Genomic DNA, 26,348 nt, shown 5'->3' on the forward strand with positions numbered 1-26,348 from the left:
GCTTTTGCCATACCTTATGTGACATATAAAGTGAACCAAAAACTGCATAAAGCGGGGGATCCTCCGTGGAAAAAGCAGGAAAGGGAATAATGTATCAGAAAATCGGCAAGTGAAAAACAACATGGTACAATAATGGCAGTAATTAATCAGGAGGGGAACGATGAACCTATACACATACATGCAACTCGATGCGGTCGATATCGCTGAATTGATACGGATGAAAGAAATGACTCCGGATGAATTCCTCAACCTTGCTTTTCAGCGCCTTGAGCAGGTGAATCCCGCTCTGAATGCCGTCGTACATACCCGCAAAGACCGTGTGATGGCTGAAGTGGAGAGTCTGGGTGTTGAACGGTCTTTCTCAGGCGTTCCAATGCTTCTAAAAAACCTTTCCCAGTCACTTGAAAATGAACCGATCACATCTTCATCGAAACTGATGAAGGATCATATCGGCCGTCAGGACTCTAACTACGTCAGTAAATTGCGTGCGGCCGGATTTTTATTTATGGGACATACGAATACACCGGAATTTGGTCTTAAAAATATTACGGAGCCTGAAGTTCATGGACTGACACGAAATCCTTGGAATACGAATTACGCCTCAGGTGGTTCCAGCGGGGGAGCAGCTGCGGCAGTCGCCTCAGGTGTCGTCCCGGCAGCGGGTGCCAGTGATGGCGGCGGGTCGATTCGCATCCCGGCTTCATTTACCGGGTTGTTCGGCTTAAAACCGACACGCGGGCGTACGCCAGTGGGGCCCGGTGCCGGCCGGCAATGGCAGGGAGCCTCCATAGATTTTGCTCTTAGCCGGAGCGTCCGTGACAGTGCAGCATTGCTTGATATTTTGCAAGTTGTTCAGCCCGAAGCAGCGTTTCAGACACCTGCATTTCCGGGTTCATATAAAACCGATATGGCGGTGCCTTTTAAAGGACAGCTGCGAATTGCTTATACGACAGAATCGCCGGTTGGTACACCGGTTTCAGACGATGCACGTGAAGCCGTTGTCAAGACGGTCTGCTGGCTGGAGAAATCCGGGCATATTGTCGAGGAGCAAGACCATGATGTAGATGGCGTCCGGATAATGCAGGATTACTATCTGATGAACAGCGGCGAAATATCAGCGGTTACAGCCCGATTGGAACGTTTGCTGGAAAGGGAACTTACCCCTGAAGATGTTGAAATCGAAACATGGCTTTTGCATAAAGCAGGGAAATCTGTATCTGCGGCGGAATTTTCAGCAAGTCTTGCGTCATGGGATATGGCTGCAGCCCAAATGGAAGCATTCCACCGGACGTATGATTTCTTCATCACACCAGCTGCAGCTTATACGGCACCTGAAGTGGGCGAACTTTCCCATTCATCCGGGGAGCAGCAATTGTGGCGCAGCAAGATGGAGACTGCGAACAAAGCGGAACAACAGGCAATCATCTGGGATATCTTTTTGCCAAGTCTCACTTATACACCATTTACCCAACTTGCCAATCTGACTGGCCAGCCAGCGATGTCTGTCCCGGTACACCTTTCAAAAGAAGGGCTTCCATTGGGTGTACAGGTGATGGCATCCAAGGGTAGAGAATATATGCTGCTTAAGCTGGCTTATCAGCTGGAGCAGTCCGATATTTGGGTGGGGATGAAAGGTAATCCCATGATGACTGTATAAAAAGGAAGGTTTTAACGCATAATGGATTCTAGTATTCCTTAATAGACTAAGTTACATCAGCAACTCTACTTTTACTTCATAGGTCGTTTCTAGTATAGTTAAAATGTAATAGAATGCTGGGGAGGCGTTTACCGGATGATGCAGGATACCGCTATTTACAATGAAAAGATTGAGAGAGTTCTATCGAATATAAATAAAGTTATGATTGGCAAGGAAGAAGAAGCAGCACTCAGCCTTGTGGCGCTTTTAGCCCAGGGTCATGTGCTGCTAGAAGATGTACCCGGTGTTGGTAAAACGATGCTTGTCAGAACATTGGCTAAATCATTGGACTGTGACTTCAGACGTATTCAGTTCACGCCGGATTTACTGCCTGCCGATGTGACGGGGGTATCAATCTATAATCCTAAGGAATTGAAATTCGAGTTTCGTTCAGGTCCGATTTTGGGTAATATTGTGCTTGCTGATGAGATTAACCGTACATCACCAAAGACACAGTCGTCATTGCTTGAAGGTATGGAGGAAATGAATGTCACGGTCGATGGTAATACGATTCCGTTGAAGCGGCCTTTCTTTGTCATGGCCACCCAGAATCCGATAGAGTATGAAGGAACTTATCCGCTTCCCGAAGCCCAGCTTGACCGGTTTATCCTCAAAATGAAACTTGGCTACCCGTCAGCTGAACAGGAGATGGAGATGCTGGAGCGCACCTCCAGGAACCATCCGATTGACGAGATTTCAGCTGTTATGGACAGAGATGAATTGCTGGCTGTGCAGGAAAAGGTTAAGGATGTTTATATTGATCAGAATGTGCAGCAATATATTATTAGATTGGCAACCGGAACAAGGCAGGACACTGCGATCTATCTCGGTGTCAGCCCACGCGGATCGATTGCCTTGATGAAAGCTGCCAAAGCATACGCCTATATTCATGGCCGGGACTATGTTCTGCCGGATGATGTGAAGTATTTGGCACCATTCATATTAGCTCACCGGATTATTCTAAACACCGAAGCGAAATATGACGGAATGACAGCTGACGCCGTTATTGAAAAAATTGTCCGAAATACACACATTCCTATACGAAGGGACTTTGATTCATGAAAGATACGATCAGATTTGCAGGCAAATTGAGTTTCGTAATCTTTCTTCTGCTGCTCCTTTTTTCATTTGCGATGTTCCAGGGTGGATTTGTAAGTTGGTTTTTGTTTTTTGCCACCCTGCCGATTCTCTTATATCATTTGGGGCTATTGTTTTATCCGCTAAAAAACTGGCATGTTACACGAAGCCTTTCCCGCTATGTCACCAGAGCAGGTGGCCGCATTGAGGTAAAGCTTCGCATCAAACGTTCCACTCCGTATCCGCTGTATTATTGTATATGTGAAGAGATATTTCCAGATACACTTCAGAAAGCTGATGACTATCACGAACGACAGCGCTCTCTGGGAAATCCGAAAAAAATGAACATCCCGCGCAGGAACAAAAAGATTGTTTTCCCCGGATTCAGGCGCGATATTGAACTGTCTTATATCATCGACCAAATACCACGCGGTGAGCACCAGCTGCAGGCAGTGCGTGTTCGGACTGGTGATGTCTTCGGAATTGTGACAAAAGAACATGTTTTTTATGTGGATGACAGGATTGTCGCCATGCCGAATGAGCGGCCCATCAGGTTGACAGAAAGCATTAACAGCTATGATCAAGGGTCGGCCTCATCACAATCAGTGCACTTGAAAAATACGAATGTCGCCACAGGCATCAGGGAGTACATGCCTGGAGATAAATTCTCCTGGATTGACTGGAAGCAGACGGCGAAAAAAAATACCGTCATCACAAAGGAATTTGAACAGGAAAAAAGCACGAGTACACTGCTTATCCTGGACGCCTGCCTAAATGAGGGGATAAATGAGCCTGCCTTTGAAACGGGGATTGAACTGACGATGTCACTGCTTGAAACAGTTGAAAAACAGACATCTCAAGCAGGTTTTATGTCAATTGGTGAAAAGACGGTTTACTTTCCGCTGCATAACGACCCAGGCAAACACGATTGGATAAGAAGATATTTGACCAGGATTCAGCCCGGAGGAACGGTTCCGTTTCCTGTTAAATTGAGGGAAGAGATGATGCAAATCACATCAGGAGCGAACATGATCCTTGTCACGACCAATTTGGAAGACCAATTCTACGATGTGATCAAGAAGGCCAGGCAGCGAACTAAAAATCTGGTGGTTGTACTAATTCAGGCCTCGGCACTGATTTCCGGACAGGAGCAGAATATGATTCAAAAGCTCCGGGCAGAAGGCGTTGTGATGAATGTTCTGACCGAAGAAACGTTAGCCAGGAAAATGATAGAGGTGAATGTCGTTTGAAACCAAAAATTCCGTATATATACACCTCACTTTTGTATGCATGTGCGTTCATTCTATTTTTGGAATGGCTGTATCCCGTTAATCAAATCGGTGACGTAACCAATATAACCGTGTTTATACTGTATACAGTGTTTTGTTTCTTTATATCGGCACTCGGGGTGAAATGGTGGCTGTCAATGCCGCTGAAAGGCCTGGGGCTCATGTTTATCATCAACAGTCTGTATATGGCAGCTCCGGTTTTAAGCAGATCATGGTTTGAACAGCTGCTGATGGAAGTTGGCTACAACTTGAATGCTTTGATGACCCAGCAATGGTATGAGCTGACGCCATTATTCCGCAGTGTCTTGTTTTTGCTGCTCATTTGGATGCTGAGTTACCTGCTTCATTATTGGTTTATCGTCATGAAACGAATCTTTGTGTTTGTTTTACTGACCTTTGTTTATTTAAGTTTATTGGATACGTTCACAGTTTATGAGGCAAATGGCGCCATCGTCCGCACATTCATCATATCGTTTGTGGCGCTTGGTATGTCGAACTTTTATAAAGAAATTGATCGCGAGTCGGTCCGTTTCTCATGGCTGAAAAATTCCCCTGCGTGGGGGCTACCCCTTGTCGGTGTGGTCTTGTTTTCAACCTTGGTCGGGTACGCTGCTCCAAAATTTGACCCGCAGTGGCCCGATCCGGTTCCATTTATTCAGAGTGCCGCCCAGAATGCCGGTGGCTCCGGCAGTGGTACGGGCATCCAAAAAGTTGGTTACGGTGAGAATGACAGCAGGCTTGGCGGATCGTTTGTACAGGATTATACGCCGGTTTTCCAGGCAGCGGCTAAAGAGGAACATTACTGGCGTGTGGAGACGAAAGACCTCTATACTGGAAAAGGGTGGGAAAAGTCCGCTGACCCGCAGTATGAACTGCAGGAGGGCGGCGAAGTTGGCCTTGAGACCTTTTCGGGTGATGTTGAAACGGAAGATTTTGATACAATGATCGATTTTCAGAATGAAAGTCATTTGGAAAAACTGGTCTACCCGTATGGTATATCCGAAGTCGAGTCGGAACAGTACGTTGACTTACAACTTGATCGCAGGTATGGAGAGATACGGACAGAGCTTGATGGGGATGGGATGCGGCTTGATCAATATACCATCACTTATGAATCGCCATCGTTTTCGATTGACAAGCTGCGTGAAGTCAACCCTGACGAGGATCCTGAAGCTATATCGGACCGTTATACACAATTGCCGGGCTCGCTCCCTGACCGTGTAGGCGAGCTGGCAGCAGATATTACAGAAGACGATGACAACCGTTACGATAAAGCGCGTACCATTGAATCGTATTTCGGACGGAACGGGTTTACGTACCAGATTAGTAATGTTCCTGTCCCTGATGAAGATCAGGATTATGTCGATCAGTTTTTGTTTGAATCAAAAGTGGGCTACTGTGATAATTATTCCACGGCAATGGTCGTGATGTTGCGGTCGCTTGATATCCCGGCGCGCTGGGCAAAAGGGTTTACCAGCGGCGAAATTATCGAAAGTGGCGACACAACAGATGATTATGATATTTATGAAGTTACGAATGCCAACGCCCATTCCTGGGTGGAAGTCTATTTTCCAGGTTCTGGATGGGTTCCATTCGAGCCGACTCAAGGCTTCTCAAACTTGGGTGAGTTCCATATGAATGTTGACGAAACCAGTCAGGACGACACACTGGATTCTGAAGAAGCACAAACAGCACAGGGCCAGCAGCAAGAGGTACAAGAGGAAGATGAGAGTGAAACATCGGCAGTCCGGAATGATAATAACACGTCTAATTTTGAAATGAACTGGTGGTATTTGCTCATCGGCATAGCGGTTGTTGGATTAATTGTCTGGCTTATATACCGGACGAGATTCCGTTGGCGAACGGCCTATTTATTCCGTAAACTGACACGACGTAAAGATGCTAAGACATTTCAGGATGCATTTCACTGTCTGCTGGAGCTTCTGAACCATAAAGGTATGGCCAAAAGCCCCGACCAGACATTGCGTGAATACGCCAAGCGGGTTGACTTCCGCTACGGGACTCATGAAATGCATCATTTAACGGCCCATTATGAACGTATCCTGTATAAAAATGAGATGAACAATCAGGAAACCGTTAAATTAAGCCAATCATGGAAATATTTAATGAAGCAAATAATGGCTTGACCAACGATTAAATGGTTAGGTAGAATAATGAGTGTTAAAATAGATGATAAATAAGCGCCATTCATATATCCTCGATAATATGGATCGAAAGTTTCTACCGGGGTACCGTAAATACCCTGACTATGAAGGCGGAATTCAATAGGTTGACGTGATATGTAACCTGGATTTCTGCCTTCCTGCAGCTTTTGGCTGTATGCTGGCAGAAGTTCAGGTTATTTTTTGGTTTCGTGAGATGAGACGCCCGGTTCGCTCGGTGTTGTCTCTGATTCGCGCGACACTACCATTATTTCGCGCGAAAAGTACGAAAATCGCGCGACACCCACTGAATTTCGCGCGAGGTCCGCATGAAATCGCGCGTCACCATTCACAATTCGCGCGAGATAATGAGTATTAGGATTCTTCGACGACAAAATAGATGCAAAAAGCACTGGATAGGAGCGGAAATAAATGGAACAGAATGAAATGATTTTAGTACTGGACTTTGGCAGCCAGTATAACCAGCTGATTACTAGACGGATCAGGGAGCATGGTGTGTATAGTGAATTGCACTCCCATAAGATAACGGCGGATCAGGTGAGACAAATGAATCCAACAGGAATTATCCTGTCAGGCGGGCCGCATAGTGTTTATGATGACAACAGTTTCCGTTGCGACCCGAACATTTTCGAACTCGGAATTCCGGTCCTTGGCATCTGTTACGGCATGCAACTGATGGCACTTCACTATGGCGGTGAGGTTTCCAAAGCAGCTAACCGTGAGTATGGGAAAGCTGAAATAACTCTAAAGCAGAATCCAGTATTGTTCGGGGATACGCCTGATAAACAAGCTGTCTGGATGAGCCATGGCGATAAGGTGATAAAGACACCGGAGTCATTCCAGACGGATGCAACCAGTCCATCGACACCGATTGCTGCGATGAGTAATCCGGAGAGCCAATTATATGGTGTGCAGTTTCATCCAGAAGTGCGCCACTCGGAATATGGCCATCAGCTGCTGAAGCACTTCGTTTATGATGTGTGCAGCTGTCAAGGTGATTGGACGATTGAAAACTTTATCGAGATGAAAGTGGACGATATCCGGAAGCAGGTCGGTGGCCGAAAAGTGCTCTGTGCCCTTAGCGGTGGGGTCGATTCATCGGTTGTAGCGGCGCTGATCCATAAAGCAATCGGTAAGCAGCTGACCTGTATTTTTGTTGATCATGGACTCCTGAGAAAAAATGAAGCAGACGAGGTTACGAAAACCTTTCAGGATGATTTTGATATGAATTTCATTAAAATTGATGCCGCTGAGCGGTTTTTGTCGAAGTTAGAAGGAGTGGATGATCCGGAGCAGAAGCGGAAAATCATTGGCAACGAATTTATATATGTTTTTGACGACGAGGCTGACAAAATAAAAGATATTGATTTTCTGGCACAGGGGACGCTTTATACGGATGTCATTGAAAGCGGCACGGACACAGCCCAGACAATCAAGTCGCATCATAATGTTGGCGGGCTGCCGGAAGACATGCAATTTGACTTGATTGAACCGCTGAATACCTTGTTTAAAGATGAAGTGCGCGAACTTGGTCTCCAGCTTGGACTACCGGAAAGTATCGTTTGGCGCCAGCCGTTCCCAGGGCCGGGTCTTGCTATCCGTGTTCTTGGCGAGGTCACCGAAGAAAAACTGGAAATTGTTCGTGAATCAGACGCGATTTTACGTGAAGAAATTGCTGCTGCCGGGCTGGAACGGGACATCTGGCAATACTTCACTGTTCTTCCTGATATCCGGAGTGTTGGCGTTATGGGTGACGCCCGGACATATGATTACACCATTGGGATCAGGGCAGTTACGTCAGTTGACGGGATGACTTCCGACTGGGCGCGAATTCCATGGGATATTCTTGAGCATATTTCAACTCGACTGGTTAACGATGTCGAACATATTAACCGTGTTGTTTATGATGTCACCAGCAAGCCGCCTGCAACAATCGAGTGGGAATGACGAACAATATAAAAATATATTAATGTAACGTTCGTATTTTGATTGACGATGTCGAATTTTTATAGTAATATAGCGATATAATTTAATAGTTGCGTATAATTCGGGAATAGGGCCCAGGAGTTTCTACCAGATCACCGTAAATGGTCTGACTACGCAAGATTGAGTCATGACGATGAACAGTTGAATGTTTCTTCTGATTGCTTTTTCTTGCTTTGTTTGCACTCTTGCCCCGGCAGGAGTGTTTTTATTTTGGCAGTTAAGAAGATAAATCCTTTCTTACTGCATAAGTGCAACTTAGGTTTATCGCCATTAAAGCTTGGCGATAAACCAAGTTTTATAAGGAAAGTAGGGAGAAACGATGAGAAAATATTTTCGTTTTGAGGAATTAGGTACGAGTTACAGACAGGAATTCATGGCCGGCATGACGACATTTTTGGCCATGGCGTATATTTTATTTGTGAACCCGTCAACGCTGGCGCTGGTCGGTGTTGAGGAATTGCCTGAAGGGATGACACGGATTGATCAGGGAGCGGTCTTTACAGCTACTGCGATTGCTGCCGCGCTAGGTACCTTGATCATGGGTGTGCTCGCAAAGTACCCGATCGCTCTTGCTCCCGGAATGGGCCTGAATGCATTCTTCTCCTATACGGTTATATTAGGATTTGGGATCCCTTGGGAAACAGCGCTTGCCGGTGTTTTGGCATCCGGACTCATTTTTATTGTATTGACATTAACCGGCCTGCGCGAAAAAGTGATTAATGCGATTCCTTCCAACCTGAAAATGGCTGTTGGTGCCGGGATTGGTCTTTATATTGCATTTATAGGCTTTCAGAACGCTGGCATTATTGTCGGAGATGATGCGACCCTTGTGGCATTGGGTGATTTAACGTCACCAACTGTACTGCTTGCCATTTTTGGCATTGTGATTTCGGTTATTTTACTGAGTCTCAATGTTAAAGGCGGTATTTTTTACGGTATGATTCTGACCGCAATTACAGGGATGGTTACCGGTCTAATTAACACGCCGGATGGCATCGGCGATATCGTTGGTGAAGTGCCAAGTGTTGCACCGACATTCGGTCAGGCGATTATACACTTTGGTGACATTTTTACGATAGAAATGCTTGTTGTTATATTGACGTTTTTGTTTGTTGACTTCTTTGATACAGCGGGAACGCTTGTGGCAGTGGCCAATCAGGCAGGGTTAATGAAAGATAACAAACTGCCGCGTGCCGGAAAAGCACTGCTTTCTGATTCAGCTGCTACGGTCGCCGGGGCAGTTATCGGAACATCGACGACAACGTCTTATATTGAATCAACTTCAGGTGTTGGAGCAGGCGGCCGTACAGGGTTTACCTCTGTTGTGACAGCGGGGTTTTTCATTCTGGCATTATTTTTCTCACCGCTATTGAGCGTCGTGACGGCGGAAGTGACCGCACCAGCCTTGATCATTGTCGGTGTTATGATGTCCGCTTCTATGAAAAACATCGCCTGGGATGAGTTTGAGATTGCTGTGCCGGCATTTTTGACAGTCGTTACAATGCCGCTCGCCTACAGCATTGCAACCGGGATTGCCATCGGCTTCGTTTTTTACCCAATCACCATGATCTTGAAAGGGCGCATCAAAGAGATTCATCCGGTTATGTACGCCTTGTTTGTGATATTTATTTTGTATTTTATATTTCTGAGCTAGGGACAAGGTGTCTTACATCTTGTTCCCTTCTTTTTATATCCCGCAGATGTAACAAAAGGGACCGGGAGATTTTAGTATAATATTGGGATAAAAATGTAAGGAGACAGCTGCGCACTATTGTCAACGTAGCGGGCAGCTCTCCCCGATTATGTGGTAGCCTGGAAGTGGGTGAATAGTCCCATTGCTTCTTTATGCTATATAATCTTCTTCGGATACCTCTTTGTTTTCGTTTTTTATATAATATTTACCTTTTGTGGCGACAGCTAGCGTCACGGTTATTACTGCGGCCAGAAGTGCTGCGAAAAATGCAGCGGTACTTTGTAAAAATGATCCCATAAAACCTAATGCGGCTGCCGTCCCTAAAGCACTTGCCACTAATAAGGATATAACGCCTACTGGATTCCATTTATACAAATTTTGTTGGCGTGCTTCATAGTAAAGCGGACCGATTTTTAATAGTTTTTTGACAATAACGGCGTCGGTCACCAAGATAGACGCCCAGGTCATGAGGAAGACACCCTGGAAGGTCATGACCGTATCCAGGTGATTGACAATACCCCCAAGCATTAAAATCATAGCGGTTATTCCCGTTACAACTACCCAAAAGCGTCTGCCCGGTGTAAATTTAAAAATATTTTCAAAGAAAGTGGACAGGGATAGGGAACCGCTGTATATATTGGTAATATTAATTCTTACTTGTGTCAGCATTGTAAATAATGCGCCCCAGATTCCAAGGAGAAGTACAATATATACACCAGGATTTGGCTCTCCCAGACGAACTCCAAACCAAATACCAAGACCGCCCATTATACCAAAACAGAAAATCTGTGGAATAAAGCCAATAGCGAATATCCCTATTTTTGTATCTTTTGGCTTTAGAAAACGGGCATAATCTGAGGCAAGCAATGGTGTCAGCCCCATGATTCCATGCTGCATTCCAATACAAAGCAGTAAAGCTGTTCCTCCAACTTGAACCCCCTCCGGCATATAGTTCCAGAAGGTGCCATTATAGGTGGAAGGCGTGAGTGCAGCCATAATAATTGCTGCGATAAGAAATAAGAAGAAAAGCGGCAATGACCATTTTTGCAATTTATCTAATTGCTTAATGCCAAACCAATTTAATGGAATTACAATCGAACCGAAGAAAACAATTAATAGCCATTCCGGAATGGCAGGGAAAAAAGAGTGTACGGCAGCTATGAGAATTAAACCCTCGAGAGCACAATACATGATAAAATTCGTGGCGTAAATAAAAGACGTTAACGAGGCTCCAACATATCCAAATCCGCCACCGCGGGATAACAGGTTCACATTCATCCCCGACTTAGCGGATAAGTATGCAATAAATGTACCTAGAATACCCGCGATAACAATAGCGTATACAGCTGATATGATAGCATTAATTGCCCCAAATTGCAGGGCCATCACACTCCCCATTTGGAAATAAAAAATCGCTGTTGCAATACCAAATGTAATATTTGTAATACTTAGCCAACCCATGTTCCTTTTTTCACGAGGAACACGGTCCAGGGAATAATCATCATTCATTTCTTCGCTGGATTGTTGATTAGTTGGAACAGATTCCATAGTATCACTCCTATTCTTGTTAGTAATGTCACATTCTTTTCCCTTTCGAAATGGAGAACTCAAATTTGCCGCAATGTTATTAAACCTAACACTCGTGTCATAAGGTATCAAACTAAGTATTCTTACGTATTTTGTGATAATAATGCAAAAAGCGTCTTATATCTTCGTATAACTACCTTTAACTCAGTATTATGAGGCAACAAGTTAATTTAAGCGCTTTCTTTATTATTGATGGGCAGGTTATACCAAATTTAATGGTAGGTGGAGGAGAGATTCATTAAGAGTTTTTACTGTTCAGTATGGTGTGAACAGCTCCGGCAGGATGACAAAGGCAAGAGTGCGATATTGCCCAAACCTTATCGGCAGAAGGTGCGCAATATCGGCAGAAGAGAAGGAATATCGGCAGAAGAAGCAAAACGTCAGCAGAAAAAACACCCATATCAGCAGAAGCAAGAGTTCGAGTAAAAAAAGAGGAGCGACTCTACACCTGCTCCCCCCATACTTTCTCAATATATTCATCCCGGCCTGATTCTGCGCGGTCCTTCTGGTAATATGCCTTGTTTTTTTTATAGAAATCCTGGTGGTAATCTTCGGCTGGATAGAAGGTTGCAGCCGGCAAAACCTTCGTAACAATCGGGTCCTTGAATTTTCCGCTTTCAGCAATTGACTGCCTTGATTTTTCAGCGAGCTCCTGCTGTTCGCCATCATGGTAAAAAATAGCTGTTCGGTATGAGCTCCCGCGGTCATGAAACTGGCCGCCATCATCAGTTGGGTCAATCTGCATCCAGTAGATATCTAAAATCTCCTTATACGTTATAACAGAAGGGTCATATGTGATTTGCACCGCTTCATAATGACCGGTCGTCCCGCTCTTCACATCTTCATAAGCCGGATTTGCTGTATGACCGCCGGTGTAGCCGGATACCACACCGTGAATACCGTCCCATTGATCGAATGGCTTTACCATACACCAGAAACAGCCCCCGGCAAACGTCGCATTCTTCAGTTGATCCGTCATGTCTGCTTCCTCCAAATGATTCTGTTTGTTCATCCACTATAACATAAATGCGGTTTGCCCGGCAGAAGTTTTGCACGAACTGACCTTAGATTAAAAGTAGTACGGTCCAAAAAATGTTGCAAGCATTAGGATATGCGCTCCGGCAAAATAGATAATTCGTGCTGGTGCGTGCCAATCGCGTGCCGCCTTTGTTGATTGTGCAGCGATGAAGGTAATTAAGGCGAAAGACAGGATAAAGATATATGAGTTTCCGGTGAATGTTAAAAAATCCGGTGCTCTGGCAAACATATCCTCAATAAATACGAGGTGCCGGAAAATGAAGGCGGCCAGCATCCCGAATGTCTTTCCAAGGGCACGCAGCCACTCATCTTGTTTAAGCCCCGATGCTTTCGCTACGACTGCCGGATTACTGGTGGAAACGAAAATGTCGTTGGTTTCAGCACTGTGTTCAAGCCACATAACGGTTGATTCGTTCAGCCACTGCGGGTCAACTGAACTTTTGGGGGAGTTGCTTTTTCGTTTGGACTGAATCGCTCCGCTGTCTGTTATACTGGCTGAATAGACGTTAAATGCCTGGTTCCCCTAGTACTTTGTTTCCGAAAAGCCGCTCGCACTGAAGAGGAGCTACGGCGATTCATTCTGATATGAAACAGTTATATCACTTGCTTCGCTCAAATTGTCTCCACCGGCGGGGTCGGGAAAGCTCAATGATATCAGCGATGGTTCCTCGTCACTGCCGAGGGAGGTTTCTGCCAAATATGTATAGGATTCAGGTGTAGCCTGGTTTTGTTTTTGGATAGTTTCCAGTATATAGGCAAGTGAGTTGTTATGTATGGCAAAATACCGTCTGCATGGCATCGATTTGGAATGATTCGGCATGAACACGCTTGGCATTAGTGCCGTTTAGCTGATAGACATTGAGTTCCACATCATTGTTGAGGGCTATCTCCGTCATAACCCTGCTCCAGTCCTGTTCCAGCCGTTCCGTTACATCGGAAATACTCTGATTGAGCATCAGAAAAATCCCAGTAATCATAACAATCGATGGCAAAATCCAAAAAAGATGTTTTTTCATTTCCGCCCCTCCCTATCTGTATCATGAATTTATCATAAACTCTTGAAAATATATTTTTTCGCTGGATAATTTATGGTACATTATGATGTAATGTACTAGTTTACCACTTTATCCCGTCTTAGTGGATAATCAGTAAGACCCCCGCTTCAATATTTTGGATTCAATCCCCCTCAAATAACAACGTGTGTGGTTTTGTTTTTCAGGTATTAAAGATACAATATAAAAAAAGAGGTGAATCAAATGACGAAACCAGTCGTTAATATAATCCTGACAGGGAAAGTAAAGCGAATGGGGAGTCCGGATGCCGAAGACCGGATGGAGAGACCATGGAAAAGCGGCATCTTCAAAACGCAAGTAGACGGCGATCAGTGGATTGGATTTGAAGGGTTTGTCAAAGATGAAATAGCTGATAAAAAAGCTCACGGAGGTCCGGAAAAGGCTGTTTTCGCTTATCCAGCAAAACATTATGCCCATTGGCGGGAAGACCTAAATATAGACGATATTGGCGTCGGGGCGATGGGAGAGAATCTGTCGCTTGAAAATGTTGATGAAACATCTGTCTGCATAGGTGATACATACCGGTTCGGCGACAGCATCCTTCAGGTTTCACAACCCCGCAGGCCATGCTGGAAGCCTGCTCGTCGTTTTCGCGTGATGGATTTTGCTTTAAAAATCCAAAACAGCGGGCTGACAGGCTGGTATTACCGAGTGCTGCAGGAAGGCTATGCAGGGGCGGGGATGGAGATGGAGCTTATCGATCGTCCGCATCCTGAATGGACCATTGCTGCCTGCAACGAGGTCATGTATGTGAGGAAGAGGGATCTTGATCTCGCTGAGCAGCTGGCGACATGCGATCTGCTTGCGCCTAACTGGAAGAAGTCGTTGAATAAGCGGCTTCAGGGAAAACAGTCGTCTGATGCCAAGCGCGTGTACGGACCAAATAAGGTTTAGGTCTCATCCGTCAGCCGGATGTTCACCTTATTTCGGCTGCTTTCATCTGAAATGAGCCGATGTAGATGAATTATAACCAGGCCATTCTGGTAGGTAGCATTTATCTTGTCGCGCCGGACTGGGTATGGCAGCGTGATCGTCCGCTCAAAAACACCCTGGAGAATCTCTTCCTTGACCACGGTACCGACTGCATAGCCAATGTCGATATCGCCTTTCAGTTCCAGTGTTGCATGGTCCACATAAATATCAATTTTATTCAGGTCGGTTAATCCGGGAATGCTCGCTACACAAATCAGTTCATGATCTTGCTGATAAATATTGATTTGCGGAATTGTTGGTTTTATAATATTTTCAAATTCATTCCAAAAATTTTCGCCAAAAAAATGATCCATATTTTTCCGCCAGTCAGACATTTGTTTGAAAGGATCCATGATAACACCCCATTTCAATAAAATGTTACGATAATTTATGCATCGGCGCGATAATAGGTGAATATCATGATTCAGGAAAAATCAATTGTCCCGGCTTTAACCGGTAGGAGGTAAAAAGTTGCTCAGTAATGCGTTTGTTATGGTAGCCATTATATTAGTCATCAATATTGTTTATGTGTCGCTTTCGACCATGCGGATGATTTTGACGTTAAAAGGGCGGCGCTACATGGCTGCGTTTGTGAGTATGTTCGAAATCGTGGTTTACGTTCTCGGGCTGGGGCTTGTGTTGGATAACTTGAACGAAATTCAAAATATCCTTGCCTATGCTATCGGTTTTGGTATTGGTGTTATTGTCGGGACTAAAATTGAAGAAAAGCTGGCGCTGGGCTACATTACTGTCAATGTTATTTCATCTGATCCCTATATCGAATTCACACGTCAGCTTCGCGAAAAAGGATATGGCGTGACAAGCTGGTTTGCTTATGGAATGGAGGGTGACCGGCTCGCCATGCAAATTCTGACACCCAGAAAATATGAACTGAAGCTTTACGAAACAATCAAAACGATTGACCCGAAAGCGTTTATTATTTCCTATGAACCGAAACAGATCAACGGCGGCTTCTGGGTGAAACAAGTACGAAAGGGTCGATTGTTCAATAATAATAGCGGGGCCACGGCTCCCCCAGCAGCCCAGCGGTCGGTTGCAAAGCCGGGGAATAACCGCAGTCAGCACCATTTTAACAAATAAGGTGAGTGTTTGTTCTGCAAAAACCGAACATTAAAATTTAATTATATATAATCGTTCGATTTTTGTTGACATCATTAATCCGCCTCTGCTATGATGAGACCATAAAATTCATACGCTGCCTCATATATTTTCGGGAATATGGCCTGAAAGTTTCTACCCGGCACCGTAAATGCTGGACTATGAGGGAGGATGGGACCACTGTGGCTACGCGGCTGTTTGACCTGTGCATGCAGCGTCAGGATTTCAGCAGCCATACGTTTATTTAGTTGTGCTAAGTCTATTCATCTTCTCTCATAGAAATGAGGGAGACGGATAGACTTATTTTAATTTAATCTGTATCTACTTTTATTTCTGTTTAATCCTTACAGTTGGTGTATACTGCGACATAAGTGCTATGTTGATTTCGGCATAGTGTTACTTTCTGCCTCGCAGCCCGTATACACTTCGCCTTCCGGGGGCGGCTGGTAAGCCTCCTCGTGCTGGCGCACTGCGGGGTCTCACCGATGCCTTAGCTCCCCCAGGAGTCTTCGTGTATACGGGCTGCTAGTGAGGAATTATACGCTTTAGTGTTTATTCAAAGCCAATAAATAAATGTACCGAGATTATAAACGCACAACACCAGTGGGGGAAAAACACGAAGACTCCTGCGGGAAAGCGAAGACGATGAGACCCCGCAGTGAGCGGTTTTCTCACGAGGAGGCTCATCGCGAGCCCGCGGAAAGCGAAGTGTTTTTCCGGAACGGCAGTCAACCAACATTTTAAACAATGTCGCAGTTTATGGATTTTGTTCTAAAAACAAGATAGGATTAGAAAATAGCTGCTATTAATTATAAATCGCGAAAAGAGGGATAGGATGGCACGCGTTGGGGTCATTATGGGCAGTATCTCGGATTGGGAAACGATGAAACATACATGCAGCACATTGGATGAATTACACATCCCTTACGAAAAAGAAGTGATCTCGGCACACCGGACACCTGACGATATGTTCACATATGCAAAACAGGCAAGAGAGAAGGGGTTGAACGTCATTATCGCGGGGGCCGGCGGAGCGGCGCATTTGCCGGGGATGGTTGCAGCACAAACGATACTGCCGGTCATCGGGGTGCCGGTTCAGTCAAAAGCACTGAACGGACTCGATTCTTTGCTTTCAATCGTGCAAATGCCCGGCGGTGTACCAACTGCAACGGTGGCAATTGGAAGATCAGGTGCAAAAAATGCCGGTCTTCTGGCTGCCCAGATGATTGGTGCATTCGACAATGATGTTGCTGATAGATTGAAAGATTATCGCGAAAGCATGAAACAATCAGTGAATGAAATGAGGGATGAGCTTGCAGACCAATAAGGTGACACTGCCCATGAAAACAATTGGAATTATCGGTGGTGGCCAGCTTGGACGGATGATGGCCATCGCGGCAAAATATATGGGCTATCAGGTGGCGGTTCTCGACCCGACATCAAACTGCCCGACCGCACAGGTTGCCGACCAGCAAATTACATCAGCTTATGATGATATGGACGGCATACAGAAACTGACTGATATCAGTGATGTCGTTACATATGAATTTGAAAATGTTGATCTTGAGGCGGCTGCTTATATTGAACGAACAGGCAAACTACCCCAGGGTACATATGCACTGGACATAGCCCAGAACCGTGAAAAAGAAAAATTGATTATGAGTAACGCGGGTTTGCCGATCCCCGCCAATCAGATTGTCAAAGACAGTGAAATGTGTGTAAGCGCTCTTGAAAACATGACGCTTCCGGCTGTCATAAAGACAGTCAGCGGGGGATACGATGGCAAAGGTCAGCTAAAGATAAACACGAAGGATGACATTGAAGCGGCATGTGAATTTTCCGATCAGCATGATGTATGCATTATCGAACAATGGGTGCCTTTTGATAAAGAAATATCCGTTATATTTACACGCGGGCAATCAGGTGAGATTACGTTTTTCCCGGTTTCCGAAAACGAGCACAAGGATCATATTTTATATAAAACAACTGTACCGGCCTCCATCAGCTCTGTGGTACAGCAAAAAGCACTTGATGCAGCAGGGAAACTTGCGGAAAAAATGAACATCATCGGAACGTTTGCGATCGAAATGTTCGTCAAAGGTGACAATATTTACCTGAATGAGATGGCGCCAAGGCCGCACAACTCGGGTCATTATACGATTGAGGCATGCACAATATCACAATTTGCGCAGCACATCCGGGCTATTTGCGGCTTGCCGCTGATGCCAATTGAACTGCTGCGGCCTGCTGTAATGGTCAATATTCTTGGTGATGATGTGGAAACGGCCTTGAATGTGCTTCCGGATATGCGGCGTGGTTTCCTGCATTTGTATGGCAAAGAAGCCATTAAACCGAAACGGAAAATGGGGCATATGATCTTTATCGCGGATACATTGGATGAGACAAAACAACAGCTGGCAGTATATGAGGAGGCAAAGCAATGATTGAACGCTATACCCGGGAAGAGATGGGCGCAATCTGGAGCGAGGAAAACAAGTACAATGCATGGCTGGAGGTGGAGGTTCTCGCATGTGAAGCATGGCGTGAATTGGGAATTATTCCAGCTGAAGATGTGGAAAAAATTCGCCGCAATGCTTCTTTTGACGTTGAGCGGATTCAGGAAATCGAACAGGAAACACGACATGATGTGGTCGCCTTTACCCGTGCAGTTTCCGAAACGCTGGGTGATGAGCGCAAATGGGTGCATTACGGCCTCACATCGACAGACGTCGTTGACACCGCCCAATCCTATTTGTTGAAACAGGCGAATGAGATTATCCGTAAAGACTTGCACAATTTTATCGATGTCCTAAAAAATAAAGCAATTGAACATAAACATACCGTCATGATGGGGCGCACCCATGGCGTTCATGCCGAGCCAACAACGTTTGGATTGAAAATGGCGCTCTGGTATGAAGAAATGAAACGCCAACTGGAACGCTTTGAGCTCGCAACAAACAATATTGAATTCGGTAAACTGTCAGGCGCAGTCGGCACTTATGCGAACATTGATCCATTTGTTGAACAGTATGTGTGTGAACAGCTTGGTCTGACACCGGCACCGGTATCGACCCAGACATTGCAGCGCGATCGTCATGCTGCGTATATCTCCAGCCTGTCACTGATTGCAACGTCGATTGAAAAGTTTGCCACGGAAATCCGCGGTCTGCAGAAAACGGAGACGCGTGAGGTAGAGGAGTTTTTTGCAAAAGGACAAAAGGGTTCATCAGCCATGCCGCACAAACGTAACCCGATCGGATCGGAAAACATGACCGGCATTGCCCGTGTTCTTAGAGGGCATATGGTAACAGCGTACGAAAACGTCTCGCTTTGGCATGAACGGGATATATCCCATTCATCGGCAGAACGGATTATTTTGCCTGATTCAACGATAGCATTGAACTACATGCTGAACCGTTTTTCAGGTATCGTAAGCAAACTGACTGTATTCCCGGAAAACATGAAACAGAACATTGATAAAACGCATGGCGTCATTTTTTCCCAGCGTGTCCTGCTCGCACTTGTTGATAAGGGCATGAGCCGGGAAGAGGCCTATGATCTGGTGCAGCCAAAAGCCATGCAGGCATGGGAGACGGGAACACATTTCAAAGTACTGGTTGAGGACGATGAACAGGTTACTACAAAGCTGACACAGGATGAGATTGACGATTGTTTTGATTATACATACCACCTTAAAAATGTGGATGCCATATTCGATCGAATTGGACTTGAGGTGGAATGATGAAAACAGATTTGTTATATGAGGGAAAAGCAAAGCTGGTTTATCAGGTTAGGGATAAAACGGGACACCTCGTGCTGGATTACAAAAATGATGCCACGGCATTTAATGGCGGGAAAAAGGAAGTTTTTACCGGAAAAGGGCGTCTGAACAATGAAATATCCGCTTATATTTTTAACGTTCTAAATGAACAAGGCATTCAGACACACTTTGTTGAAAAGCTTTCGGAAACTGAGCAGCTTGTTCATCAGACGGAGATTATCCCGTTGGAGGTTGTCGTCCGGAACGTGGCTGCGGGCAGTATTACACGACGGCTCGATATTAAAGCCGATACGCCGTTCAATCCGCCGCTTATCGAGTTGTTTTATAAAGATGATGATCTGGGAGATCCGTTGATCAACGATGAGCATGCTTTATTTCTGAGTGATATCAACAAATCCGAACTGCAGGAGATCAAAACGAAAGCATTGGAAATCAATCAGCAGCTTACTAGGATTTTCAAGGCGGTCAACCTTCAATTAGTTGACTTCAAGCTGGAATTCGGGCGGCTGGCAAGCGGGTGTATTGTATTGTCCGATGAAATTTCGCCTGACACGTGCAGGCTTTGGGATATAACAACACATGAAAATCTGGATAAAGATGTTTTCCGACAGGGAACCGGTGATTTGCTAGAAGTCTATCAAAAACTATTGAGTCGACTGGAGGCCAGATCATGAAAAAAGTGACCATTCGTATTATGCCGAAGCAGGGTGTTCTCGATCCGCAGGGAAAAGCCATTCAAACATCGCTCAGTGCGCTAGGATTTTCTGAAGTGGAAGGTGTACAGACTGGGAAGCTGGTTGAACTTTTTCTGGAGGACTCTGAGGATATTAATAAACGAGTCGGCGAAATGTGTGACAAACTATTGGCCAACCCGGTTATGGAAGACTATCACTTTGAAGTGGAGGGGGCTGTGCGTCCATGAAGTTCGCTGTCATCGTGTTCCCCGGTTCGAACTGTGACCGTGATATGTACCATGCTGTCATAGATGTTCTCGGGATGGAGGCTGATTTAGTCTGGTATGAACATAGCAATCTCGAAAACTATGATGCAATCCTGTTGCCGGGTGGGTTTTCTTACGGTGATTACCTGCGTTCGGGAGCCATCGCGTCAGCATCAGATGTGATGCAGCAAATCAAAGCACATGCTGAGGCGGGCAAGCCGGTGCTGGGTGTCTGCAATGGATTTCAAATACTGTTAGAAGCAGGTCTCTTACCCGGCGCTATGTTGCCCAACAAGAATCTGTCATTCATGTGTCACCACGAGGCGCTTGCTGTTGCCAATCATGAAACACGCTTCACGACAAGCTTTGAAAAAGGCGAGGTAATCCATTTGCCGATTGCCCATGGTGAAGGGAATTATTTCGCTGATGATGAAACCCTGTCTGAGTTGAAAATGGAAAATCGGATTGTTTTCACATACGCGAACAACCCAAATGGCTCAGCTGCGGATATCGCCGGCATCATAAACGGTGAGGGAAATGTTCTTGGCATGATGCCGCACCCGGAACGCGCCGTGGAAAAATTACTCGGCAGTAATGATGGCATCAGGCTGTTTCAGTCACTGATCGAAAATTGGAGGGACGCATATGCCGCTAACGCATGAGATCAGTCCGGAAAGTGTTGAACGGGAAAAACTCTACCTTGAGATGGGACTGAGTGATGAGGAATATGCGAAGGTCAAGAATATTCTGCAGCGGCGTCCGAATTTTACCGAAACAGGAATCTTTTCGGTCATGTGGTCGGAGCATTGCAGCTACAAAACATCGAAGCCGCTCCTGAGAAAGTTCCCGGCAGATGGCCCGCATGTTTTGCAGGGACCCGGAGAAGGTGCCGGTGTCGTGGATATTGGTGACGGGCAAGCGGTTGTTTTTAAAGTGGAAAGTCATAACCATCCATCGGCGGTGGAGCCATATCAAGGGGCAGCAACAGGTGTCGGCGGCATCATCCGCGATGTGTTTTCAATGGGAGCACGACCGGTTGCCTTAATGAACTCACTGAGGTTTGGCAATCTGACGACCGGCCGGACGAAATACCTGTTTCAGGAAGTTGTTCACGGCATCGCTGGTTATGGAAACTGTGTCGGCGTCCCGACGGTTGGCGGAGAGGTTCAGTTTGATGATAGCTATGAGGAAAACCCCCTCGTTAACGCCATGTGTGTTGGGTTGATTAACCATGATGATATTCAAAAAGGTGTTGCTTCCGGTGTCGGTAACACGGTTATCTATGCAGGTGCGCCAACCGGCCGTGACGGTATCCACGGGGCCACATTCGCCTCAGATGACTTAAGTGATGAATCTGACGAGGACCGGCCGTCTGTGCAGGTGGGTGATCCGTTTATGGAAAAACTGCTGATTGAAGCTTGCCTGGAGGTTATTCACTCTGATGCGCTCGTTGGGATGCAGGATATGGGGGCAGCCGGACTGACGTCATCAGCAAGTGAAATGGCGAGTAAGGCTGGTACAGGAATCGCCATGAACCTGGATTTTGTGCCGCAGCGCGAGCAGAATATGAATGCCTACGAATTGATGCTGTCTGAATCACAGGAGCGGATGCTGCTTGTTGTGAAACAGGGGCGTGAACAGGAAATCATTGATGTTTTTGAAAAATATGGTTTGCAGGCAGTGGCTGTCGGAGAAGTTACCGAGGAAAAATCATTCCTGCTCAAACAGCATGGTGAGATTGTTACCGATATTCCGGTTGATGCTTTGGCCGAAGAAGCACCGGTTTACCATATGCCGGCCAAAGAAGCAGCTTATGTTAAGGCTTTTCAGCGAATGGAAAATACAGTACCGTATGTCGGGGATCACACTGCAATGCTGAAGCAGCTTCTGCAGCAGCCGACGATTGCCAGCAAGGAAAGTGTCTACGATCAATATGATTCAATGGTGCAGACGAATACAGTTGTAACCCCGGGCTCAGATTCGGCCGTTATACGGATAAAGGGGACGGATAAAGCATTGGCGATCACAACCGACTGTAATTCACGCTACATTTATCTAAATCCGGAAACCGGCGGCAAGATTGCTGTAGCTGAGGCAGCACGGAACATTGTCGCTTCGGGTGCACGGCCGCTTGGTCTGACGGATGGACTGAACTTTGGAAATCCGACCAATCCGGAAGTTTTCTGGCAGATGGAACAAAGTGTGGAAGGCATGAGTGAAGCTGCCCGTCATTTAGAAACGCCGGTCGTCAGCGGAAATGTATCACTTTACAACCAATCAAACGGCAGATCAATTTTTCCGACCCCGGTCGTTGGCATGGTCGGTTTGATTGAATCGCTTGATCATTTAACACCGAGCTTTTTTCAGGAGCCGGGAGACCTGATCTATGTAATTGGGGAAGCAAAGGCTGAATTCGGCGGCAGTGAGCTGCAAAATGTCGTTGAAAGTACATATGAGGGAAAAGCGCCGGCCATTGATTTGCAGGTGGAGGCTGATCGTCAAGAGCAGCTGCTCACGGCAATCCGGGAAGGGCTTGTCCGGTCAGCACATGACCTGGCTGAAGGCGGCCTTGGTGTTACACTTGCCGAAAGTGTTTTTAACGGAAAAGGGCTTGGTTTGGAAGCCGTAGTTTCCGGTGATCCGACGGTTGCGTTATTCAGCGAATCACAGTCGCGTTTTCTCGTTTCGGTAAAACCGGACCAACAACGGCAATTTGAAGCGGCAGTTGCTAATGCCAGTCAGATTGGGAGCGTTACCGATAGTGGTAAGTTCGTTGTAAGAGCCAATGATGGAACTTTAATCGACGAAGATGTCCAAATATTGCATGATTTATGGAAAGGAGCCATTCCATGCTTGCTGAAATGAAAGGCATTAATGAAGAATGCGGCGTATTCGGAATTTGGGGACATGAAAAAGCAGCGGAACTGACATATTACGGCCTTCATTCAATGCAGCACCGTGGTCAGGAAGGCGCAGGCGTCGTGGCCAGTGACGGGAAACAGCTGAAGGCTCACAAAGGGCTTGGTCTTGTCAACGATGTTTTTAAACAAGCCGATTTCAGTGAAATTTCAGGTGCTTCAGCTGTCGGACATGTCCGCTATTCCACTCAGGGCGGGAAAGTCTTTGAGAATGTCCAGCCATTGGTGTTTAAATCACAGACAGAGGGCATGGCTCTGGCGCATAACGGGAACATCATGAATGCTAAATACTTGCGTGGTGAGCTTGAAGGTCAGGGAAGTATTTTACAGACCTCTTCCGATACAGAAGTGCTGGCACACTTGATTAAACGTACAGGACTTGGAATTAATGAAACGTCCATAACTGAGGCGATCAATAAAATTACCGGAGCATATGCGTTTGTTATATTGACCGAGGATAAAATGTATGCAGCGCTTGACCCGAGCGGAATCAGGCCGCTATCGATCGGCAGGCTTGGCGATGCCTATGTGGTGGCGTCCGAAACGTGCGCTTTTGATCAGATTGGCGCAACGTTCGAACGTGAAGTTTTGCCGGGCGAACTGGTGACGATCAGTGACGAGGGAATTGCGTCAACCCGCTTTGCCATGAGAGGCCGGCGGAAAATGTGTGCGATGGAATACGTCTATTTGTCACGTCCGGACAGTGATGTCAATGAGGTGAATGTTCATGCATCACGCAAACGGATGGGGAAAGAACTGGCAAAAGAATCACCGGCTGAAGCAGATATGGTTATCGGTGTTCCGGATTCGAGTATTTCGGCAGCCATTGGTTACGCGGAAGCGAGCGGTCTCCCTTATGAAATGGGCATCATCAAAAATCGCTATGTTGGAAGAACGTTCATCCAGCCTTCCCAGGAACTGCGTGAACAGGGTGTGAAATTGAAACTTGCCCCGGTCCGTGGGATTGTCACTGGAAAGCGGATCGTCATGATTGATGATTCCATTGTTCGCGGAACAACCAGCAAACGGATTGTTCGTATGCTGAAAAAAGCAGGTGCGGCGGAAGTCCATGTCCGGATCGCCTCACCATTGATTCAGCACCCATGCTACTACGGGATTGACATGTCAACGCACGACGAATTGATTGCTGCCAATCATTCGATTGATGAAATAAGCGAGATTATCGGAGCAAACAGTGTGGCGTATTTATCAGAAACAGGGCTTGAGACAGCCATCGTTAAAGATAAGACGATTCATCAGGGCATTTGCATGGCTTGTATGACCGGAAACTATCCAGTGAAGGAAAACTCAGATCAGGAAGCTGTCTATAGAGGCTGAGTTTACATGCAGGAAAAAGGGGTGGGGCAACCAATGGAAAATATGTACAAATCAGCCGGAGTCGATGTTAAAAAAGGGTATGATGCGGTCGAGCGCATGAAAAAGCATATTGAAAGAACCGCACGCAAAGAAGTGCTTGGGCATATCGGCGGATTTGGCGGTTTGTTTGAACTGTCGTCATTAAGCTATCATGAGCCTGTTCTAGTATCAGGGACAGACGGTGTCGGCACAAAGCTGAAGCTGGCAATTGATCTGGAGAAACACGATACAGTCGGCATTGATCTTGTTGCCATGTGTGTGAATGATATCGTTGCCCAAGGAGCACACCCGCTGTTTTTCCTCGATTATATTGCATGCGGCAAAAATGATCCGGCCGTAATTGAACAACTTGTGGCGGGCATCGCTGACGGCTGCAAGAACGCAGGAGCAGCGCTGATTGGCGGTGAAACAGCGGAAATGCCTGGTATGTATGGTGATACGGATTATGATTTAGCTGGTTTTACAGTCGGGATTGCGGAAAAATCCCGTTTAATAACGGGTGAAAACATTTCATCCGGCGATGCAGTGATTGGCTTGGCCTCAAGCGGCATTCATTCCAACGGGTATTCACTGGTGCGCAAGTTGGTGCAGGATTTGGATTTGGAAAAAACGTATGACTGTCTGGATGGACGGCTTGGGGACGTCCTGTTAACCCCAACCAGAATTTATGCCAAATCGGCCGGCGCAGTCATGAATGACATAACAGTGAAAGGCATCTCCCATATAACCGGCGGTGGTTTTTTCGAAAATTTGCCCCGGATGTTGCCAGCCGGTCTTGGTGTGGAACTTGATCCAACGAGCTGGGAGCGCCCTTCAATATTTCCCTTTTTGCAGCAGTTGGGGAATATTGCTAATGAGGAGATGTACGGCATTTTTAATATGGGGATCGGTATGGCAATGATCGTTGCACAAAAGGACGTGGAGGGTGCGTTGAAAATTCTCGGAGAACATGGTGAAACAGCAACAGTGATTGGCAAAGTTGTTTCAAAAGAAGGAGTGCATATGACGTTATGACAAACGCACGGGCAGCCGTATTTGCATCCGGAACCGGCAGTAATTTTCGGGCTATCATGGAGACAGATAATTTGTTATGTGACGTCGTGCTGCTTGTTTGTGACAAACCGGGCGCTGCCGTCATGGAAAAAGCTGAAAAGTTTGGGGTGCCGACATTTATTGTAAACCCGAAAGATTATGGATCGAAAGCTAATTATGAGCGTGTCCTGCTGGAAAAGCTGCATGAAACGGATGTGACGTGGATCTTTCTGGCCGGTTATATGCGAATTGTCGGTCCGACGCTCTTGGGGGAGTTTCCGGCGCGGATCATTAACATCCATCCATCATTATTACCCGATTTCCCCGGTTTGGACGCTATCGGACAGGCATATGAAGCGAATGTGGGCTCAACAGGTGTCACTGTACACTATATCGACGACGGAATCGACACCGGCCCGATTATCGCACAAGAGGAGGTCCCGGTTAATTTAGATGACACGAAGGAACAATTGACAGAACGGATTCAGCAAGTTGAGCACAAGCTTTATCCGCAAGTGATTCAAGAGCTGGTTAAAGAGAATCGCTGATAACCATAAATGAACTCGTGCGAGAGCGGCTCAAGCTCG

General features: G+C 46.1%; 23 protein-coding genes and 3 riboswitches. Of the genes, 18 read left to right on the top strand and 5 right to left on the bottom strand.

What is annotated here, in order from left to right:
• Positions 1 to 160: 160 nt before the first annotated feature.
• The 6 genes from ON01_RS03315 (at position 161) to ON01_RS03340 (ending at position 9,885) form a co-directional block, all read left to right on the top strand.
• Positions 161 to 1,657 carry an amidase family protein gene (locus ON01_RS03315; protein ID WP_010529587.1) on the top strand — a complete coding sequence of 499 codons (1,497 nt, stop codon included), beginning with the start codon at positions 161 to 163 and terminating at the stop codon, positions 1,655 to 1,657.
• Between the two features lie 135 nt (positions 1,658 to 1,792).
• Positions 1,793 to 2,758: an AAA family ATPase gene (locus ON01_RS03320; protein WP_010529588.1), complete on the top strand. Its 966-nt coding sequence runs from the start codon at positions 1,793 to 1,795 to the stop codon at positions 2,756 to 2,758.
• Positions 2,755 to 4,023: a DUF58 domain-containing protein gene (locus ON01_RS03325; RefSeq protein WP_010529589.1), complete on the top strand. Its 1,269-nt coding sequence runs from the start codon at positions 2,755 to 2,757 to the stop codon at positions 4,021 to 4,023. Before ON01_RS03320 ends, ON01_RS03325 begins: the two co-directional genes overlap by 4 nt.
• A complete protein-coding gene (locus ON01_RS03330; RefSeq protein WP_010529590.1) occupies positions 4,020 to 6,209 on the top strand; it encodes a transglutaminase domain-containing protein in 2,190 nt (729 codons plus the stop codon). The genes ON01_RS03325 and ON01_RS03330 overlap by 4 nt, the downstream gene beginning before the upstream one ends.
• Positions 6,210 to 6,250: 41 nt before the next feature.
• A riboswitch (purine riboswitch) is annotated at positions 6,251 to 6,352 on the top strand.
• A gap of 304 nt (positions 6,353 to 6,656) precedes the next feature.
• On the top strand, positions 6,657 to 8,192 hold the full coding sequence (guaA, locus tag ON01_RS03335) for a glutamine-hydrolyzing GMP synthase (protein WP_010529591.1): 1,536 nt from the start codon (positions 6,657 to 6,659) through the stop codon (positions 8,190 to 8,192).
• A gap of 71 nt (positions 8,193 to 8,263) precedes the next feature.
• Positions 8,264 to 8,364: riboswitch (purine riboswitch) on the top strand.
• A 186-nt stretch (positions 8,365 to 8,550) separates the two neighbouring features.
• Complete coding sequence (locus ON01_RS03340; RefSeq protein ID WP_010529592.1) at positions 8,551 to 9,885, top strand: NCS2 family permease; 1,335 nt, start codon at positions 8,551 to 8,553, stop codon at positions 9,883 to 9,885.
• 189 nt (positions 9,886 to 10,074) lie between these two features.
• Here ON01_RS03340 and ON01_RS03345 read toward each other — a convergent pair whose 3' ends face one another.
• From ON01_RS03345 to ON01_RS03360, 4 genes are all read right to left on the bottom strand, one after another.
• Entirely contained in the window at positions 10,075 to 11,472 is a 1,398-nt protein-coding gene (locus ON01_RS03345) for a purine-cytosine permease family protein (protein ID WP_010529593.1), read from the bottom strand.
• Between the two features lie 481 nt (positions 11,473 to 11,953).
• On the bottom strand, positions 11,954 to 12,490 hold the full coding sequence (msrA, locus tag ON01_RS03350; protein WP_010529594.1) for a peptide-methionine (S)-S-oxide reductase MsrA: 537 nt from the start codon (positions 12,488 to 12,490) through the stop codon (positions 11,954 to 11,956).
• A 90-nt stretch (positions 12,491 to 12,580) separates the two neighbouring features.
• Positions 12,581 to 12,949, bottom strand: a complete 369-nt coding sequence (locus ON01_RS03355) for a hypothetical protein (RefSeq protein ID WP_010529595.1) — start codon at positions 12,947 to 12,949, stop codon at positions 12,581 to 12,583.
• Positions 12,950 to 13,316: 367 nt separating this feature from the next.
• Entirely contained in the window at positions 13,317 to 13,565 is a 249-nt protein-coding gene (locus ON01_RS03360) for a hypothetical protein (protein ID WP_010529597.1), read from the bottom strand.
• Between the two features lie 240 nt (positions 13,566 to 13,805).
• Here ON01_RS03360 and ON01_RS03365 point away from each other — a divergent pair, with 240 nt between their 5' ends.
• On the top strand, positions 13,806 to 14,516 hold the full coding sequence (locus tag ON01_RS03365) for an MOSC domain-containing protein (protein ID WP_010529598.1): 711 nt from the start codon (positions 13,806 to 13,808) through the stop codon (positions 14,514 to 14,516).
• On the opposite strand, the gene ON01_RS03370 is transcribed toward ON01_RS03365, so the two are convergent.
• Complete coding sequence (locus ON01_RS03370; RefSeq protein ID WP_010529599.1) at positions 14,513 to 14,947, bottom strand: Hsp20/alpha crystallin family protein; 435 nt, start codon at positions 14,945 to 14,947, stop codon at positions 14,513 to 14,515. The two genes, ON01_RS03365 and ON01_RS03370, sit on opposite strands and share 4 nt — an antisense overlap.
• A 118-nt stretch (positions 14,948 to 15,065) precedes the next feature.
• Here ON01_RS03370 and ON01_RS03375 point away from each other — a divergent pair, with 118 nt between their 5' ends.
• The 11 genes from ON01_RS03375 (at position 15,066) to purN (ending at position 26,309) form a co-directional block, all read left to right on the top strand.
• Positions 15,066 to 15,695 (top strand): DUF2179 domain-containing protein, encoded by a 630-nt coding sequence (locus ON01_RS03375; RefSeq protein WP_010529600.1) that lies wholly within the window; start codon positions 15,066 to 15,068, stop codon positions 15,693 to 15,695.
• A gap of 100 nt (positions 15,696 to 15,795) precedes the next feature.
• A riboswitch (purine riboswitch) is annotated at positions 15,796 to 15,895 on the top strand.
• Between the two features lie 653 nt (positions 15,896 to 16,548).
• Positions 16,549 to 17,040 carry a 5-(carboxyamino)imidazole ribonucleotide mutase gene (gene purE, locus ON01_RS03385; protein ID WP_010529601.1) on the top strand — a complete coding sequence of 164 codons (492 nt, stop codon included), beginning with the start codon at positions 16,549 to 16,551 and terminating at the stop codon, positions 17,038 to 17,040.
• A complete protein-coding gene (purK, locus tag ON01_RS03390; protein WP_010529602.1) occupies positions 17,027 to 18,157 on the top strand; it encodes a 5-(carboxyamino)imidazole ribonucleotide synthase in 1,131 nt (376 codons plus the stop codon). The genes purE and purK overlap by 14 nt, the downstream gene beginning before the upstream one ends.
• Positions 18,154 to 19,455 (top strand): adenylosuccinate lyase, encoded by a 1,302-nt coding sequence (gene purB / locus ON01_RS03395; protein ID WP_010529603.1) that lies wholly within the window; start codon positions 18,154 to 18,156, stop codon positions 19,453 to 19,455. The genes purK and purB overlap by 4 nt, the downstream gene beginning before the upstream one ends.
• The gene (gene purC, locus ON01_RS03400) at positions 19,455 to 20,168 is read left to right on the top strand and encodes a phosphoribosylaminoimidazolesuccinocarboxamide synthase (RefSeq protein WP_029328968.1); all 714 of its coding nucleotides are present in this window, start codon (positions 19,455 to 19,457) and stop codon (positions 20,166 to 20,168) included. The genes purB and purC overlap by 1 nt, the downstream gene beginning before the upstream one ends.
• Positions 20,165 to 20,416 (top strand): phosphoribosylformylglycinamidine synthase subunit PurS, encoded by a 252-nt coding sequence (purS, locus tag ON01_RS03405; protein ID WP_010529605.1) that lies wholly within the window; start codon positions 20,165 to 20,167, stop codon positions 20,414 to 20,416. Before purC ends, purS begins: the two co-directional genes overlap by 4 nt.
• On the top strand, positions 20,413 to 21,096 hold the full coding sequence (gene purQ, locus ON01_RS03410; RefSeq protein ID WP_010529606.1) for a phosphoribosylformylglycinamidine synthase subunit PurQ: 684 nt from the start codon (positions 20,413 to 20,415) through the stop codon (positions 21,094 to 21,096). The genes purS and purQ overlap by 4 nt, the downstream gene beginning before the upstream one ends.
• On the top strand, positions 21,080 to 23,299 hold the full coding sequence (gene purL, locus ON01_RS03415; RefSeq protein WP_010529607.1) for a phosphoribosylformylglycinamidine synthase subunit PurL: 2,220 nt from the start codon (positions 21,080 to 21,082) through the stop codon (positions 23,297 to 23,299). The genes purQ and purL overlap by 17 nt, the downstream gene beginning before the upstream one ends.
• A complete protein-coding gene (purF, locus tag ON01_RS03420; RefSeq protein WP_029328969.1) occupies positions 23,284 to 24,690 on the top strand; it encodes an amidophosphoribosyltransferase in 1,407 nt (468 codons plus the stop codon). Before purL ends, purF begins: the two co-directional genes overlap by 16 nt.
• A 33-nt stretch (positions 24,691 to 24,723) precedes the next feature.
• Positions 24,724 to 25,743, top strand: coding sequence for a phosphoribosylformylglycinamidine cyclo-ligase (gene purM / locus ON01_RS03425; protein ID WP_029328970.1), 1,020 nt, complete (start codon positions 24,724 to 24,726; stop codon positions 25,741 to 25,743).
• Entirely contained in the window at positions 25,740 to 26,309 is a 570-nt protein-coding gene (purN, locus tag ON01_RS03430; RefSeq protein ID WP_010529610.1) for a phosphoribosylglycinamide formyltransferase, read from the top strand. Before purM ends, purN begins: the two co-directional genes overlap by 4 nt.
• The last annotated feature ends 39 nt before the right edge of the window (positions 26,310 to 26,348 follow it).

Source organism: Lentibacillus jeotgali (assembly GCF_000224785.1).
GTDB classification, from domain to species: domain Bacteria; phylum Bacillota; class Bacilli; order Bacillales; family Amphibacillaceae; genus Lentibacillus; species Lentibacillus jeotgali.